The 16,518-nt window shown below is 57.6% G+C and carries 14 protein-coding genes; 12 read left to right on the top strand and 2 right to left on the bottom strand.

Going from position 1 to position 16,518, the window contains the following annotated elements; translation table 11 throughout:
• Positions 1 to 9: 9 nt before the first annotated feature.
• A complete protein-coding gene (locus Q0650_RS17470) occupies positions 10 to 1,119 on the bottom strand; it encodes an aromatic ring-hydroxylating dioxygenase subunit alpha (protein WP_298821320.1) in 1,110 nt (369 codons plus the stop codon).
• A gap of 74 nt (positions 1,120 to 1,193) precedes the next feature.
• On the opposite strand from Q0650_RS17470, the gene Q0650_RS17465 reads away from it, so the two are divergent.
• From Q0650_RS17465 to Q0650_RS17415, 11 genes are all read left to right on the top strand, one after another.
• A complete protein-coding gene (locus Q0650_RS17465) occupies positions 1,194 to 1,808 on the top strand; it encodes a sulfite oxidase-like oxidoreductase (RefSeq protein ID WP_298821318.1) in 615 nt (204 codons plus the stop codon).
• Complete coding sequence (nfi, locus tag Q0650_RS17460) at positions 1,795 to 2,466, top strand: deoxyribonuclease V (RefSeq protein WP_298821316.1); 672 nt, start codon at positions 1,795 to 1,797, stop codon at positions 2,464 to 2,466. Before Q0650_RS17465 ends, nfi begins: the two co-directional genes overlap by 14 nt.
• A gap of 110 nt (positions 2,467 to 2,576) precedes the next feature.
• Entirely contained in the window at positions 2,577 to 4,721 is a 2,145-nt protein-coding gene (locus Q0650_RS17455; protein WP_298821314.1) for a lamin tail domain-containing protein, read from the top strand.
• Between the two features lie 57 nt (positions 4,722 to 4,778).
• Entirely contained in the window at positions 4,779 to 5,753 is a 975-nt protein-coding gene (locus Q0650_RS17450; protein ID WP_298821312.1) for an ROK family protein, read from the top strand.
• Between the two features lie 292 nt (positions 5,754 to 6,045).
• Positions 6,046 to 6,195: a hypothetical protein gene (locus Q0650_RS17445; protein WP_298821310.1), complete on the top strand. Its 150-nt coding sequence runs from the start codon at positions 6,046 to 6,048 to the stop codon at positions 6,193 to 6,195.
• Positions 6,192 to 8,144: a hypothetical protein gene (locus Q0650_RS17440; protein WP_298821309.1), complete on the top strand. Its 1,953-nt coding sequence runs from the start codon at positions 6,192 to 6,194 to the stop codon at positions 8,142 to 8,144. The genes Q0650_RS17445 and Q0650_RS17440 overlap by 4 nt, the downstream gene beginning before the upstream one ends.
• Before the next feature lie 68 nt (positions 8,145 to 8,212).
• A complete protein-coding gene (locus tag Q0650_RS17435; RefSeq protein ID WP_298821307.1) occupies positions 8,213 to 9,124 on the top strand; it encodes a HEAT repeat domain-containing protein in 912 nt (303 codons plus the stop codon).
• Positions 9,125 to 9,130: 6 nt separating this feature from the next.
• Entirely contained in the window at positions 9,131 to 9,940 is an 810-nt protein-coding gene (locus tag Q0650_RS17430) for a PIG-L deacetylase family protein (protein ID WP_298821306.1), read from the top strand.
• On the top strand, positions 9,937 to 10,995 hold the full coding sequence (locus tag Q0650_RS17425) for a peptidoglycan bridge formation glycyltransferase FemA/FemB family protein (RefSeq protein ID WP_298821304.1): 1,059 nt from the start codon (positions 9,937 to 9,939) through the stop codon (positions 10,993 to 10,995). The genes Q0650_RS17430 and Q0650_RS17425 overlap by 4 nt, the downstream gene beginning before the upstream one ends.
• An 86-nt stretch (positions 10,996 to 11,081) precedes the next feature.
• Positions 11,082 to 12,605, top strand: coding sequence for a UDP-N-acetylmuramoyl-L-alanyl-D-glutamate--2,6-diaminopimelate ligase (locus Q0650_RS17420; RefSeq protein WP_298821300.1), 1,524 nt, complete (start codon positions 11,082 to 11,084; stop codon positions 12,603 to 12,605).
• A gap of 38 nt (positions 12,606 to 12,643) precedes the next feature.
• Positions 12,644 to 13,459 carry a dihydroorotate dehydrogenase gene (locus Q0650_RS17415; protein ID WP_298821298.1) on the top strand — a complete coding sequence of 272 codons (816 nt, stop codon included), beginning with the start codon at positions 12,644 to 12,646 and terminating at the stop codon, positions 13,457 to 13,459.
• A 37-nt stretch (positions 13,460 to 13,496) separates the two neighbouring features.
• Here Q0650_RS17415 and Q0650_RS17410 read toward each other — a convergent pair whose 3' ends face one another.
• Entirely contained in the window at positions 13,497 to 15,560 is a 2,064-nt protein-coding gene (locus Q0650_RS17410) for a glycosyltransferase family 39 protein (protein ID WP_298821296.1), read from the bottom strand.
• Positions 15,561 to 15,748: 188 nt separating this feature from the next.
• Between Q0650_RS17410 and Q0650_RS17405 the strand changes: the two genes are divergently transcribed.
• The gene (locus tag Q0650_RS17405) at positions 15,749 to 16,516 is read left to right on the top strand and encodes a hypothetical protein (protein ID WP_298821294.1); all 768 of its coding nucleotides are present in this window, start codon (positions 15,749 to 15,751) and stop codon (positions 16,514 to 16,516) included.
• Positions 16,517 to 16,518: the final 2 nt, after the last annotated feature.

Raw genomic sequence — 16,518 nt, 5'->3', positions numbered from 1 at the left:
ATGATGATCTCACTCTTGGGCCATGACTCGCAGGTACTCTTGATCGAATTGCCACAACAGTCCTTCCGATTGGGCGTAAGGACCGGGTCGGTAAGCGCGCGAGCTGACCCCTTGTTGCGACAATTCGCAGACGTGCCAGTCTTGTCGGTTGGTGCGATCCCAAAATTCTACCGCGTCGGACGGATCAAAATCGGCGGCGGTTGCAATTTCAGGAGCGAAGTACCATTCGCAAATAACGGTGGTCGCGTCAGGACGCCGTGGCAGCAGACGGTGCGCCATGACGTAATCAGGATGCAGGCTGAGCAAAAGGTTGGGGAAGATGGAATAGTAATAGACCCGACGACGATCGACTGGATCAAGACCGGGTAACGGTGGCCGGCGCGTATGACCATCGAGCGTCATGCTCTCGTGGGTTAAATCCATATAGCCGCCCAGAAAAGGGCCACTGGTCAGATCGTTGCGACCACTCTGCCATGGCGACACGGCTACCAGTTCGGGATGGATGAGCGGGCAATGGTAGCATTCCGAATAGTTGGCGACAATCAATTTCCAATTCGCCGCCACTTCATACACAATCTGAGCGCCGCGTTGCAATCGCCCAACATCCCATGCCTGAAACTTTCCGATCAGTGGCGCAAAAGCCTGGTTGAAAGGCACAGGTTGCGAGGCCAATGATATAAATACAAATCCATCCCATTCTGCCACCGTCGCGCCGATTAAAGGCCAATCTTCGCGTCGGAACCCAGGAGCGTCTTGCATATATCGCGCCGTCGCCAGTGTGCCGTCGAGCCGGTATGTCCAGGCGTGGTAGGGACAGACAATTGTTTCACCAAGCCTGCCTTGCATTTCAGTGCAGAGCCGCGCGCCACGGTGACGGCAGACGTTATAATAAGCGCAGAGGCGTTGGTTGTGATCGCGGAGCAGGATAAGACTCTCGCCGGCAATCTCGACCAAGCGATAATCGCCAGCCGAAGGCACGTCAGCGCTTCGTCCAACACAGATCCACTGACGGGCAAAGATCTGTTCCTGTTCGCGGGCAAAGATCTCTGCTGAAGTGAAATACTGACCCGGTAGCGTGTATGCTGGTCGATCGATCGAAGCGCGCTTAAATGTTGTCATCGCCAACTCCTTGTAAATGCGATATAATACCGTTTGAAAAGAAACTCCTAATGAATTAGTCGAAGGAGGGACGAATGTTTAACCCGTTTAGACGGAAAGAACAGGCTCAATCCGAACAGGGACATCGCGTCCCACCGGGACAGTATGTTACCGACAAGTTTCCAGTACTGCACTATGGAACCGTCCCTCAGTATACCAATGTTGAAGAGCAATGGGATCTGCGCTGTTGGGGCGAGATTGCCGAACCGGTGCGCTTTAGCTTCAGTGAGTTTCGCGCTTTGCCGACCGTCACCATCAAGACCGATATTCATTGTGTGACGCGCTGGAGTAAGCTCGATACCGTGTGGGAAGGGGTCAGTTTTCGCGAGTTTTTGCGTCACATCCCGGCGCTGAAGCCGTCGGTGCGGTTTGTAGTTGCCCACAGCGAGCAGGGATACACGGCGAATTTGCCGTTTGAAGCGCTGCTTGATGATGATGTGATGCTGGCTTACAAATATGACGGCCAGGAGTTGACGCCAGAACACGGCTATCCTCTGCGGCTGCTGGTGCCGAAGAAATATTTCTGGAAGAGCGCGAAGTGGCTGCGTGGTCTCGAATTCCTCGACCATGATCGCCTGGGTTTCTGGGAGCGTTACGGCTACAATAATAACGCCGATCCGTGGCGCGAAGAGCGTTATGCCGATGATTGATGCTCGTGATGAACGGATTGCCGCAGCTATTGCCGAACAGCAATCGTTGCGCGAGCGAGTATCGTTGCGCGATGAATTTGGCGATTTGCAATCAGTGGCCGGAGTTGATGCTGGTTTTGAGTGTGATGGTACCGTAATCCGCGCCGCAGTTGTCGTCTTGCGCTTTCCTGAGCTAATCCCGATCGATTACGCGCTTGTTCGCCGACCGGTGACGTTTCCATACATTCCGGGGTTGCTCGCTTTTCGGGAAGCGCCAGCGATCGTCGCGGCGCTCCATCAGTTGCAGGTGATGCCAGACCTCGTGATCTGTGATGGACAGGGTATTGCCCACCCCCGTCGATGCGGAATTGCATGCCATATCGGTGTTTTGCTCGATCTTCCCGCCATCGGCTGCGCAAAGCAACGCCTCTGGGGGCACTTTACACCGCCGCCACCTGAGCGTGGAGCGCGGAGCGCGCTTTATGATGGTCAGGAACAGATTGGTTGGGCGCTGCGTACCCGGGCTGACGCTCAACCGGTCTTTGTCTCCCCTGGTCATCGGGTCAGTCTCGAACGCGCTCCTGAGCTGGTCATGGCCTGCACAACTCGCTTCCGTTTGCCCGAAACAACCCGTTTTGCCCACCGCTTAGCCTCACACGGTCAGTTGCCATTGTTGTAGATTCAGAGGTTACAACGAGATCAGACGTTGATTGTTATCAATTTCAGCGCATCGTTTGACCTGCTTGCGCGGTTTCTCTAGTAGATGGCCGATCTGCTGGAGAACCGACCATGCGCTGGTTAGTGGCAGCAATCGTAATCGTGGCGATCATCGGTGCCGGTTGGCAACCATCCCAGGCTCAAACGCTGGTGGTGCTGATCAATGAAGTGATGTCTTATCCAGAGACTGGCACCGAGTGGGTCGAACTCTACAATCCCGGCTCTTTGCCGGTTGATCTGAGTGGCTGGCGGATTGATGACTCGGTAATCGGTGGCGCGCATACCATCATTCCTGCGGGCACATTGCTGTTGCCCGGCAATTTGCTGGTCGTACCGCTCGCCAGCGCCATTCTCAATAACGGTGATCCCGATCAGGCACAGTTAAGTAACACGACCGGGGAATTGATCGATCAAACTCCGTTAGCTATCGTGCCGCGTGGGCAAACGCTGGCACGCCAGCCTGATGGCAGCGCCGTCTGGCAGGTGGGCGCGCCATCGCCGGCATGGTGGAACAGTGGCATGCCGCCTGCGATACCATCATTGTCGCCGGTAGCGACTTCGACAGAGTTGACCGAAACCGTTCTGTCAGAGACAGCCATTACAGGTGACCCGGTTGTCCCCACGGCGACGGCGGAGAGCGCGGCGACGGCCACCGGCGCGCCTACCAGCTCGCCCACGGCAACGGCGGAGAGCGCGGCGACGGCCACCGGCACGCCCACCAGCTCGCCCACGGCGACGGCGAGCCGGACGGCGACGGCATCAGCCACTGCCACCGGCACGCCTACTCCGCCTGCGGGATTTGAGCAGGTCGTCATCAACGAAATCGCGGCGGCGGGGGAAGCGGAATGGGTCGAGCTGTACAATCGCGGCGCGAGCGCCGTCGATCTGAGCGGGTGGCGGCTGGAACGGGTGAGCGACAGCGGCGCTGTGGCGCGCCGCGAGGTGTCGCCAGCGGTGATCGGGCCGGGAGAACGGCTGGTCATAACGCTGGCGAAGGGTAGCCTGCCCGACAGCGGCGGGCAGGTGACGCTGTGGTGGGGGGAAACGCCGATGAGCGCGCCGGTCGCCTACCCGGCGTTGAGCGCGACGACGGTGTATGCGCGGGTGGGGGATGGGGCAACGGCGTGGGCAATCAGCGCCAATCCAACCCCCAATGAGCCGAATGCGCTCCCGGCGACGGCGACCGCGACCACGCTGGCGGAGAGCGCGGCGACGGCCACCGGCGCGCCCACCAGCTCGCCCACGACGACGGCCACGAGAACACCCACTGAGACACGCACCCCAACCGCGACGAAGACGCCAGCCGTGACGAAGACGCCAACCGTGACGAAGACGCCAACCGCGACGAAGACGCCAACCGTGACGAAGACGCCAACCGCGACGAAGACGCCAACCGTGACGAAGACGCCAACCGCGACGAAGACGCCAACCGTGACGAAAACGCCAACCGCGACGAAGACGCCAAAGAGTGCTGCTGTTGAAGAAACCCTGCCGGTATCATGGCCGCCGGGCAGTGTCATAATCAGTGCACTCTTACCGGCGCCGGCAACTGGCCAGAGTGAATGGATTGAGGTGACCAACCACTATCCAACGGCAATCGCGCTTGAGGAGTGGTTTGTGTCTGATGCCAGCGGACAGCGTCGCTTCCTGCCAGCTCAGGAACTGGCACCGGGAATGTCAGTGCGTATCCCATTATCGCGCCCCTTACTCAATAACAGTCATGACACGGTAGTATTGCATGATCCCACCGGCGCAATCATTGATACATTTACCTATACATCAGTGACTAAAGATCAGGTGATTTGGCGACAACCGGATCCTTCAGCTACATTATCGATATCAAAAGAAGAGATGCTGAGCCAATCAGATGAATCGGCAACTGATACATTGTCAAGTGTTGAGCCAAATTTAACTGCGTTAGCCGTTTCAAACTCTATGACATCTGCTGTGATCATGGCGCCTCGCCCGACTGAACCCTGGCCTACTTCTCTGTCGCCTCGCTCACCTGCTCCGGGGTATCTTCGCGGTACGTCGCCAGCGTCAACATTGACGCCAACCCCATCATCAATCGCTGAGGGCAATTGCGCCGATTGTGTTAAGGCGAGCTGGTCGTGGTCGCGAATAGCAGCGGCAATATTCGGCGTTATTGCCTTGCTGCTCTTTGTTGCTGAACCAACACCGGCGCGAGCAGCGCAACGCGATCATGATGTGCTATAATCTCACAACACTGGCGTGGCTAATCCGCTGAAGCAAGTATGTAGAGAGGAACCCCCTATGAAAGATCTGCCCACCCTGATCAGTGAACGGTTGACGCAGAACCTGTGGGGAGTTCTCGGCAATCAAGGCTACATTCTTGGTATCGATCTGGGGAGTTATGGCCTGCGCGCGGCGCTGATCGATCTCCAACACCATACTTATCAGAACGCAGCCATTGAGTCTTTCGATCATCACGAAGATCCGGAAACGACGGTTATGCGCGTTATCGAACTGGCGCGCGGTTTGATGGCGCGCGAGGGGGTAACGGTTGATCGGTTGGTGCGGGTTGGAGTGGGTTTCAGCGGGCCGGTTGATCTGCGTCACGGCACAGTGCGTCTGGCGCCACGACGACCGGGTTGGGAGAACTATCCCTTGCAGGAGCGATTTGAACAGGCGTTTGATGCCGTCACGTTGATCGACAATGATGCCAATCTGATTGCGCTTGGCGAGGCCACGTTTGGGGTGGGCAAGGGCTGTCAACACCTTTTCTACTTTCATCTGAGCACTGGCGTAGGTGGCGGCGCTGTGTTAAATGGTCGTCTGTATCACGGCGCTCACTCGATGGCCGGCGAAATCGGTCATGCCGTCGTTGGGCACGGCTGGGATGGCGATGGTCGGCCAGAAACGCTTGAGGAGCTGGTCTCGATCGGTGGCCTGATCAGGCGGGCTGTTGCAGGGGGGATGGTTGCCGAACGCCTTGAAGATATCTTTAGCGATCATCCGGTTGCGCAGCGGGTAGTGCAGCATACGGTTGATCTAATGGCTACCCGGATTGCGCAAGTAATCGCGTTACTCGATCCGGAAATGGTGGTATTAGGCGGGATTGTGGTGCGGATTGGCGGCGATCGATTCGTAGAGGCAATTGCTGCCAGAGTTAACGATTTCATTGCGCCGCAATTTGCCCGTCCTGTGCCGGTGGTTGCTTCTGTGCTCGGCCCTGATAGTGTTGCGATCGGCGCGGTAGCAATGGCGCTCGATAGCCTGTCGGATTGACCACTCTGCCTGCGCGGTTAGCGGGTGATGATAGGTGAGTCAGGTAGTGAACATTCGGACAATTCGATGGTTACAGTTCACACAACGCGCGTTCAGCATCCGAATTCATCGCTGGATGGTCGCATGAGCGTAATGGCGAGAAGAAACAACACCATACGCTTCCGTCTTTCTGAGTTGCGTGTAGCGCCAGGTAATGCTACAATACGGTAAGCTATATCGTACACCCTACGGATAGCAGGGAGGCAATTAAGCCTCTCTGTTTCCTGTTGTCTATAAGTGTAGCGGGGGCTGAATGGACGCGAAGACGATCATCTTTGGCGATACGGCAGTCGATCAGTTGCTACAATGGCTGCGAGCAAGTGGTGAACCGAAGGACGTGCATGATTTGTTGCTGAAGTATCTTGAAATCTTGAGCAGCTTGGTGACGGAGGAGAGCGAATGACCGCCACAACGGGAACGCTGGCTGATGAAGTATGGCGGCTGATGACCGCACAAGGGATCCTCTTCGCCGTTGATGCCCCTATCCGCCAGACGTTAAGCAATCTGGTCGAGTTTTTTGCGGCGCAGCTTCAGCGCGACCCCGATAGCATACGTGCTGAGTTAGAGGCGGCGCTGGCGGCTGATGAACGTTTTACCCGCGAAGAGGTCAATGGTCAGGTAGTATTTGTGACCTCTCGGCAGGGGCGGTATGTGCCGCGCGATACGACCGATATTCATACCTTCAAGCAGCGACTCTACGAACCAGATAAGCCATTGCCGATCGATGATTTGAGCGTGGTGGTCTCAACATCGCGTCCTGCAATCACGACGGTCGAGCCGGTCTATATCTCCGACTACTGGATTGAGCAGGCTCGCCTGGTAGCGGCGGCAAAAGCGGTGGAAGCAGCGCCTGCCGAAGAGCCTGCGGTGTCAGTTGAAGGAGAACCGGTTGTGGCGTCGGTTACCACCGAGGAGCCTGCTACCGAAATGCTATCGACAAGCGCTGTCGAGCCGGTAGAAACAGTCGTTACTGAATCGGTTGCCGGGAAGGAAGAACAACCTGTAGTCTCTGAGCCGGTTGAGTCGGTTGAAGTAACGCCGGTTGCATCTGGTGAACGAAGCACAGTGCTGGTAGTCGATGGTATTGAGATCGATCTTCATCGTTCGCCAGCCGAGATTGTTGCCGAATACGGCCCGACTCTGGAGCGGATTCTGGCCGAACAGCTCGAGCGAGATCCATTGCGTCGGATCGTGAGCTTTGGTCGGCTGCATTATCCTGAAGCGAGTCTGGTTAGCTTTGGCAAGAATGACCTGCGCAAGATTCGCGATTATATTCTCGAACGCAACGAACCACTGCTTGATACTGAGATCATTGCCGATCTCTACTACCATAATCCGCGCCAATCTGATTACGAAGGGTTTCGCTTTTCACTCAATTATCGGCTCTCGCGCGAGAAGGATTTTGAGTACGTCGGCGTCGAAGGCGCCAATATCTGGTCAACCAAAGGTTTGCCGGCAATTGGCTCGAAGCGGGTGAAAGCGGCAGAGATGGGGCAGTTGACTGCGTATCTGCTTGAAGGGTTTGACGATAGCCTCGCCGATCAGAGCGCCGAGTCGATTGTAAATAGTGGCAGCGTGACACGCTTGCTCACGTTTTTCGAGTGGGAATATGGTGTGTTGCCGCTCGATGCAGCGCTGTCGGCGTTGTTGCCTGCCCCGCTCTTCCCGGATCAGCGCAGCGCCGTGTTGCGCTTTGAGTCGCCGCAGCATTTCAGTACCTATCTGGTAGAAGTGCGTTATCCAACCGGTAATCGTGGTGGCTGGCTGCAAGGATTGGAAGATTTCTTCCACGAGCATCTTGTGCCTGGCGCGCTCATCACGATTAGCCGTAGCGAAGCAGTCCACGTCTTTACCATCAGCTACGAAGAAGCCAGCGAGACAACGGAACGCCTGCTCACCTTTGACGAGAAGAAGAACAAGTTTGCGTTTGCAAACCTGACCTTCTATTGCGCCGTTGACGCTGACCTCTTGCCCGATCAGAATCGTTACGGTAAGCTGCGCAATCTTAAAGCATTCTCAATGAACGAACGGCGCAAAGCCGAGATGATCCTCGAGCACGTCTGTGAAACAATGGGTGAGCGTAGTGGTAGCCGCGATCAACCGACCTACCGCGTGTCGTTTGATGATATCTTTGTTGCCTACAACGTGTTGCGTCCGGCATCGCGGACGTTTTTACAGTCGTTGATCGAGAGTAATCCGTCTATAACAGCCGATCCTGCCGCCGATGGCTTCTATCTGTTCACGCCACCCCCGATGGAGGCAGCGGCTGATGAGTCGGGAGAAGACGAAGAGTTGCCGATACAGCCAACGTTGCGCCGTCGGAGCGGTCGCTACATCGACGAAGATGAGTAATGTATTGGGCGGCGGCGCCGATTCCTCGCGTCGCCGCTATCCTCTCGCGTCCTACGTGAGGATTTTCCATGACTCTGAGTTTTGCTGAGCGTGTTGCCCAACTTGATACCGCTGAGTCAGCGCCAAAGCGGGTTGATTTGAAGCTGCTGGCAAACCTTGGCCCGGAAAGTGTCTACATTTTTTGGGAACAATGGCAGCGGTTTAGCCTTGATCGGCGGCGTCATATCATGCATTTGCTGGCCGAAATGGCCGAGGAGCAGATTCGGCTTGACTTCCGGCCCATTTTTCGGGCCTGCCTGGCCGATCAGGATCCTCAGATCCGGGTGCTGGCAATTGAGGGTTTGTGGGAAGATGATCACGAACAGATGATGGATCGTCTCATTAAGATGATCCATGATCCGGCTGGCGAAGTGCGAGCGGCTGCTTTGTTAAGCCTAGCCCGGTTTGCCTACCGCGCCGAAATTGGCGAGCTGGCTCATAGCGCCAGCCAACGCTTGCATGCAGCACTCCTCGATGCAGCCGATGATCCAGAACAACCGCTCGAAGTTCGGCGACGGGCAATCGAGGCGCTGGGCTACTTTGCCGGTTCGCGCGAAGCGCAGGCCGCTATAGGGCGCGCGTACAGTATGGACGACATTCTAATGCGCGAAAGTGCGGTGCTGGCAATGGGTCGTTCGATGCGACCGAGCTGGTTTCCCTACATCGAACGAGAGTTGCAGAGTCCATCACCGGCATTGCGTTACGAGGCTGCGCGCGCTGTCGGTGAACTGGGGGAAGATGGGCGCGCCTTGTTGCCATCGCTGTTGCCGTTGGTAAACGACGATGATACTGAGATTGCCCTGGCTGCAATCTGGGCGCTTGGTCAGGTCGGTGGGCCAGATGCCCGCCGCATTCTCACGCGCCTGGCTCGTTCTCGCGATGAAGCGCGCGCGCAGGCGGCTCAGGATGCTCTCGCCGAACTCGATCTTGATACGCTCTGAGGATGTATGCCCCTTATCACCGAACAGGCCACGGCCTTGCCTGGCGGCTATCGTCATATCGTGTTGTCGCCGCATCTCGATGATGCGGCGCTTTCCTGTGGTGGCCTGATTGCGCGCGCAATCGCAACTGGCGAATCGGTGCTGGTTGTGAATGTTTGTAGCGGTAGTCCGTCACCAGATACGCAGTTTAGCCCGTTTGCGCAATCACTCCATGAACGTTGGGCTTTGCCACCAGGAGCAGTAGTTGCGCATCGGCGCGCCGAAGATGCAGCGGCGCTGAGCGCTCTTGGCGCCGATGCCCTGTTGGGGTCAGCGCTTGATGCAATCTATCGCCTGCCGGCGGTCTACGCTGATGAGGCGAGCTTGTTCGCCGCACCATTCGCTGCGGATCCGTTGTTCGATACCGTGACCGATCTGATAGCCGATCTGATCCGGCGCTCTCCGCGCGCTATGTTTTATCTGCCCCTGGCGGTTGGTATGCACGTGGATCATCAGGTCGTTTTTGCCGCAGCTTCCACGTTCCTGACCAATACAGGCGCTCAGGTTGCTTACTATGAAGATTTTCCCTATGCGCGCCAACCCGATGCTGTTGAGCAGCGCCTGGGAATGGTTGGACGTGAATGCTATACTCCGCGCTATGTTCCGCTTGACGAGTCGCTGTTGACAATCAAGATTTCAGCAATCGCGGCGTATAGCAGTCAGTTGGGCGTCCTCTTTGGGGGAGCGGCAGCTATGCCGGTAGCGGTGACCGAGTATGCTGCGCGGGTGGCGTTGCCAACGATGCGCTACGCGGAACGGTTATGGGTGCGCGTATGAGCAGTTCCTGGCGTGTCGCTGAGCCTGTTTCCGCTCAGTGGGACGCATTTGTGGCTAACCATCCACAAGGCAATTTGTTGCAGGCCAGCCCCTGGGGATTGCTCAAAGCGCTGTTTGGCTGGAGCTGCCGACGCCTTGCCGTGTTCGATTCCGCCGGTCATATCGTGGCCGGCGCTCAGGTGCTCTTCCGCCGCTACTATGGACTGGCCTTTGGGTACACGCCGCGCGGTCCGCTCTTTGCCGGCGATCCGGCAGTTGATGCGCTCCTGTTGCGCGCCTTGCGCCGTTTGGGCTGGCAAATGGCCGCCGTGCTGATTCGCATGGAACCGAATCTGCTTGTCGGCGATCCTGAAACTGATACTTTGATCGATTGGCTCAGCCGTCACCGTCTACCGGTTGCCGAGACCATTCAACCGCGGAGCACCATTCTGGTCGATCTTCAACCAGATGAAGAGGCATTGTTTGCTGCCTGCTCAAAAGGTCATCGCGCCGACATCCGACGCGCCGAGCGGATTGGGGTGACAGTCCGTGCCGGTGATGAAACTGACCTGCCGGTATTTTTCGCTATCATGCAGGCAACCGGCGCGCGGGCAGACTTTGGTATCCATAGCGCTGAGTATTATGCTGCGGCGTGGCGTCTGCATCAACCGCGTGCCCGTCTCTTGATGGCGGAACTGAATGGTGTGCCGGTGGCTGCCCATCTTGTCTTTGCCGATTCGCGCTACGGTCGCTACCTCTACAGTGGCGCAACTGCGGATGGCTTGCGCAGTGGCGCCAACCATCTGCTCGAATGGCATGCGTTGCGCTGGGCGCGTGGATTGGGTTGCATCGGCTATGATCTGTGGGGCATTCCCGACGCGCTAGGGCAAGCTGCCTTGTCTACCGATGATTCGCTCCGCGCTGCGCTTGAAGAGGCAGCGCAGCGCGATCCGTTGATCGGTGTGTACCGCTTCAAGAAGGGTTTCGGTGGTCGTGTCGTTCGTTTTGCGCCCGCATTTGATCTGGTCTTACTGCCGCCACTCTACCCGCTGGCGAAGCGTAAACTGGCCGGCTGATACGAAATGCAACGACCCTCGTGCCGGTAATCTGTTCCATTCCTGATACCTGCCGGTTCGCTACTGCCCTGGAGGTCAGATGAGATATGACCAAACCACTTGCTGAACTTCTGCCCGGTGTGATCATTCATCATCTGATTGGTGATCCCGCCGTTCCTATCCATTCACTTACTTACGACTCACGTCGAGTCGAACCTGGTAGCCTCTTCGTTGCCATCCGTGGTCAGCACAGCGACGGTCACCAGTTCATCGATCAGGCGCTTGCTCGCGGCGCAGTGGCGCTTGTCGTCGATCAGCGCCACTGGCATGGTTCTGCGCCTGCCGACGTGCCCGTTGTAGTAGTGGCCGACAGCCGGGTGGCGCTTGCTCCACTGGCGGCTGCCTTCTATGGTCATCCAGGGCGGGAAATGATCACGATTGGCATCACCGGCACAAAAGGCAAGAGCACGACCACCGATCTGACCACCCAACTCCTTGCTGCCGCTGGCCGCAATGTTGGCATGATCAGCACCGTCGATTTTCAGATCGGAACGCGGCGCTGGGCAAACGACACCCGCCAAAGCACTCCAGAAGCGCCGGAAGTGCAGGCGCTGCTCCGCGAGATGGTAACTGCCGGTTGCGATACGGCAGTTATCGAAGCGACATCGCATGCGCTTTCGCCGCGTTGGGGGCGTCTGGTTGGTTGTGCGTTCGCGGTTGCGGTGATGCTCAATATCGGCCACGAACACCTCGATTATCACGGTTCGTTTGAGCAGTACCGCGCCGATAAATGTCAACTCTTTGCGCTGCTCGCCGAGCGTGAAGGTTCGACCTGGGCCATTGTGAATGCCGACGATCCCAATCATTCTCACTTTCTAAGCGCTGCGCCAGCGACGGCGATACGTCTGCGCTACGGCTTGCAAGAACCGGCTGAAGTGCGTGGTCAGTTGCTGCGCAGTGGGCCGACAGGGAGCCTGTTGCAAGTCGATACCCCGTGGGGTGCTGCCGAAATGGCGGTGCCGTTGCCGGGACGCTTTAACGCGAGTAATGTGCTGGCTGCTGTCACGGTGGCGCTCACACAGGGTGTCTCGCTCGATCAGGTTGCGGCTGCCGTTGCCGGCGTCCGCGCGCCGCGCGGTCGTATGGTGCCTGTTCACGCCGGTCAGCCCTTCGATGTCATCGTTGATTATGCCCACAATCCCGACTCATTCACCCAGATCTTTGCTATGCTGCGTCCGCAGGTGCAAGGACGCATGATCGCGGTTTTTGGCAGCGCTGGCGAGCGAGATGTGGCCAAACGCGCGATACAGGGTGAAATTGCCGGTCGCATGTGTGATTTGCTGGTGTTAACCGATGAAGATCCGCGCGGTGAAGATCGTGAGGCAATCATTGCCCAGATTGCTGCTGGCGCCGAGCAGGCGGGCAAGCGAGCGGGCAGTGGCTATCTCTGCATTCCCGACCGCGCTCAGGCAATCAGAGCCGCATTTGCCGCTGCCCGACCCGGCGATCTGGTGCTGTTGTTGGGGAAAGGTCACGAAGGTAGCATCATCTACGCCGACCATTCGCTACCTTGGGATGAGGAAGGTGAAGCGCGGCGGGCGCTAGCCGAGCTAGGGTATGGCGCTCTATGAAACGGCCATCCCAGGAGCTTTATAGCTGAGACAATTTGATGCTTGATCTGGCTCCTCATAATCCCCATACTCTGACCATCGCTACCCCGGTCATTGCCGCTGCCGGCAGCCTCGGTGATGTGGTGGGTGTGGCGCGCTGGTTGGGTCTCGCGCAGTCGGCCTCTGATCATGGTCTGGGTGCAATTATCAGTCAAACAGTGACGGTTGCCGGAAAACGTGGTCAGCCCCAATTCCTGCCAACCCCCGCCGGTGCGCTTTACCACCATGGGGGGGCAAGTCTGGGTCTCAAACAGGTACGGGAACGGTTGGTCTCGCGCTGGGCAACGTATCGGGTGCCGGTGCTGGTGAGCATTGCCGGCGCCGATGCTCCCATTGTTGCCGAGACACTTGCCGATACAGCGGGAATTGCCGGCTTCGAGCTGGCTCTGCCTGCGCTCAATGCTCATGAAGCTGCCCGTCAGGTTGCCGCAGTGCGACGGGCAACGTTGCTCCCATTGATTGTCCGTCTGCCGGGCGAATTACCCGATCCAATAGCAGTAGCTCAGGCCAGTCTCAACGCCGGCGCCGATGCGATTGCTCTGATTGGTGGTTTGCCGGCGTGTATGCCCCAGGCTGACGGCGGTTTCGTATATGGCCGGTTGGGTGGTCCGGCCATCTTCCCCTTTGCGCTCCGGTTAGTAGCTGCGGTTGCTGCTGCCGTCGATGCGCCGGTTATCGGCATGGGTGGTGTTGCAACTCCAGAGCACGCGCGGGCAATGCTCGCTGCCGGCGCGCGCGCGGTAGCGCTGGCCAGCGCACTGGTTGCCGATCTGCGCCGGGCGAAGATAATTGCTGATAGTCTGCGCGTCCGGTAGAGTGTTATCTATAGCAGCGAGCCACTTCTGCGCTATCTCAACGCCATGTCACTTCGCGCACATGCACATGAGCAGGTTCGCCGACACCTATCTGTAAGATGTCCAGCCGTAATTTAGCAGCATTCAACGGCGCGGGCAGGTCGAAGGTTACCGTTGGATCGCGAGATAGACCCCGGTATTGTTGATTGAAAACCCTCTCTTCCCCCTCAGGTGTCGTAACCGTTACGGTCAGGTCGAAATCCATCGTCCCTACAGTCAATTCAATCGTATTGACTGACTGTGGATTGGCGAAACGTAACTCGATCACCAGCGGGTTGGCCTCAAAGCCGCGCGCTAACGTTGCCAGATTGCCGTCAAAGAGGTCGATCACGCTGCCGATGTCGAATTGTGAATGAGCAACAACCAGCTCCTGCCTGTCAAGCGTCACGAATTCTTCCACCAGCGCCATACGCGCCGCGCGTTCGGCAGCCATCAGCTCGTCAATATTGGCAACGTATTCCATTCGAGTAATGTAGAAACCTGGTTGTCCATCAGGGTACCAGATGATCTGTTCAGGCGGCGCGATAATGAACTTCGCGCTCTGAAGCGCGCGGTCATATTCGGCAGCGGTCATAATGAAGACATCACGCTGTGGGTCGAGATCGCGACGGCTGTATTGATAGGCGTCAATGTTCACAAATTCGATGCGACGGCGCTGCGCCGGGTTGAGGAAGAAATCGGCAAAGCTATTGGGGTTGTTGGCCCACGTTGGCGATACGCGCGCGATGATATGCGGATCACGTTCAAGGAGCGTTGGTATGACCTCACCAAAGAGCGTTTGGGCGCCATACTGCATGCCGTTGAGACCGTAATCGCGGAACCAAAGCGGTCCGGCAAGTAACGCTGTTTGCGTCATCGTCAAACTGCTCATGACCAGCACGCCCCCTGACAAAATGCTTAGCAATCGTTGCCACGAGAGCGGCAATCGTTCGATCAGAACACTGATTCCGATCACGGTCAGCACCGTTGCCGGAATAACCATCGCCAGCGCGCGCGTGATGGCAATCCCGACCAGAGCGCTGCTAAACGGCGCTGCCAGCAGAGCGACAATCGGCAAGCGATAGATCGATTCGCGCCAGTGCCAGAGACAGACGCCCAGGCCGATCAGCACAAATGGGAGTAGGAACAGGGGAAGATGGCCGCTATCGGGAAACCGATGGCGGTCAAGATCGATAGTGTTAGGCCAGAACCAGTAACGCGGATCCAACCCTTGGGCATAGATTTCAAGAAACCGCCGAATTTTCTCACTGAGTGGCAGCGGTTGTAGCCAGTATGAGTTGAGCGCGCGGAGATGTTCGACCGTCGCGTCGGGATGGAGCCAGCGAAAGCGGAGCAGCGGCGTCAGGACGATAGCCAGCACGGCCAGCGCCGTCCACAAGCGTTGGGGCGGACGACTGAAATGGTAGCGCGCATCGATTGCCAGGAGCATGACACCGCTAACCAGCATCACCCCCTGCCCATTGGCATAGCTGTAGAAGGTTGCAGCGCCAAACAGGATGACTGCCACGATCCAGCGGTCGTCATAATAGCGGTAGAACGCATACGTAGCCAGAAAGCCGGCGTAACATGCCACCATCAGCGCCGTTTCAAACGCGGTGCGTGAGTGAAGAAACCATGCCGGCATTGCGCTGAGCACAAAAATGCCCAGCCACCAGTGCCGATTGTTGTAGCCAAACCGCAGCAGTGCGGCTACACCAAGCGGCGCCAGTAAGCCGGCAATCACCGAGGTGGCGCGGGTTTGCCAGACTGAGTGATCAAAACCAAACAGTAAAATACTAATTGCATGGACATACACGCTGAGGCTCAGGTTCCACTTTTCTGCGTTGCGAAAGTAGGGCGGCAGCCAGACGCCATCGCTGCTACGAAAGCCATTGGCAACCAGATCACGGGCCAATACACCGTGAATGGCTTCATCGCAGAAGAAGTAGATCGGGAAAGCGGTCAAACCAGCAAAGCGCGTATAGAGGTAACATGCCAGTCCAGCGAGCAAGAGCAGAACCTCACCGCGCCGCAAATGGCTCATCTTGCCAGATGGAGCCAGTGGATCGGTCAGCCAGGACATCAACGATGATGCGTTGGTCACAGACGATGACATATGATTGAGGAAAGCGCCAGGTTGAAAGCAAGGCAATCGTGGTGTGTCAACCTAAACCTCTCGGTTGGGGATAGAAGTCTGACCAGGTCACTCAAACCGAGGCGCGAATTTGATCTGCGCAAGTAGATTGTCGAAAATGGAAAGAAAAGAATCGCATGCAACTCTATTATACCGCAGCAGTTCGTGAACGACGCCGCTTTGAACATCTCATCTGGGTTGCGCTCGCTGCGCCGGAACTGGCTCGCGCGGCGCAACCCGGCCAGTTTGTCTTGTTCCGCTCCTGGGTTAGCCTGGATCCGCTCTTGTGGCCGGCTCTGTTTCTGGCCGGAGCCGATCCCACAACCGGTACGGTAGAGCTGCTGATCGATCCGCGTGATCCATCCGGTATGTGGATGATTGATCTACCGGTTGGCGCTACAGTCGAGCTATGCATGCCATCGTGTGCGATCTTTACGCCAGCGCCGACGACACAAACGCTCTTGCTGGCCGGTGTTGGATCTGCGCTGCCGGCCTTGCTCTTCCTGGCCCGGCGCACAGCCGACCGCCGCAGCGTAACGCTGGCTTTGGCTGGTGAAGCGGGTTTCCTGCCGCCACCCTTCCTTTTGCCGGCGACTGTTGAAATGCTCTCCAGTACCGACGGCGAGAAAGGCCTATTCGAACTCATCACAGCGCCTGCGCCGCGCCATGCCTTGCAATGGGCCGACCAGGTAGTATTTGGTTTGCCATCGCATCTGATCGGCCAGGCCATCGCGGCGGTACGCGCGGCGCGACTGCGCTGGGAGGACGGTTTTGCCCATGTGATTATGACCGGGCCGTTGCCATGCGGTTTGGGTGTCTGTCAGGCGTGCCAGATCGAGACGCGCCAGGGCCGGCAACGGCGATGTGTCGATGGACCACTGTTCGATCTGCGGGTTGTGCGCTGATG

The organism is uncultured Chloroflexus sp. (assembly GCF_937129525.1).
GTDB lineage: Bacteria > Chloroflexota > Chloroflexia > Chloroflexales > Chloroflexaceae > Chloroflexus.
Note: the sequence above shows the minus strand (reverse complement) of the source record. Positions and strands in the feature narration are given on the sequence as shown.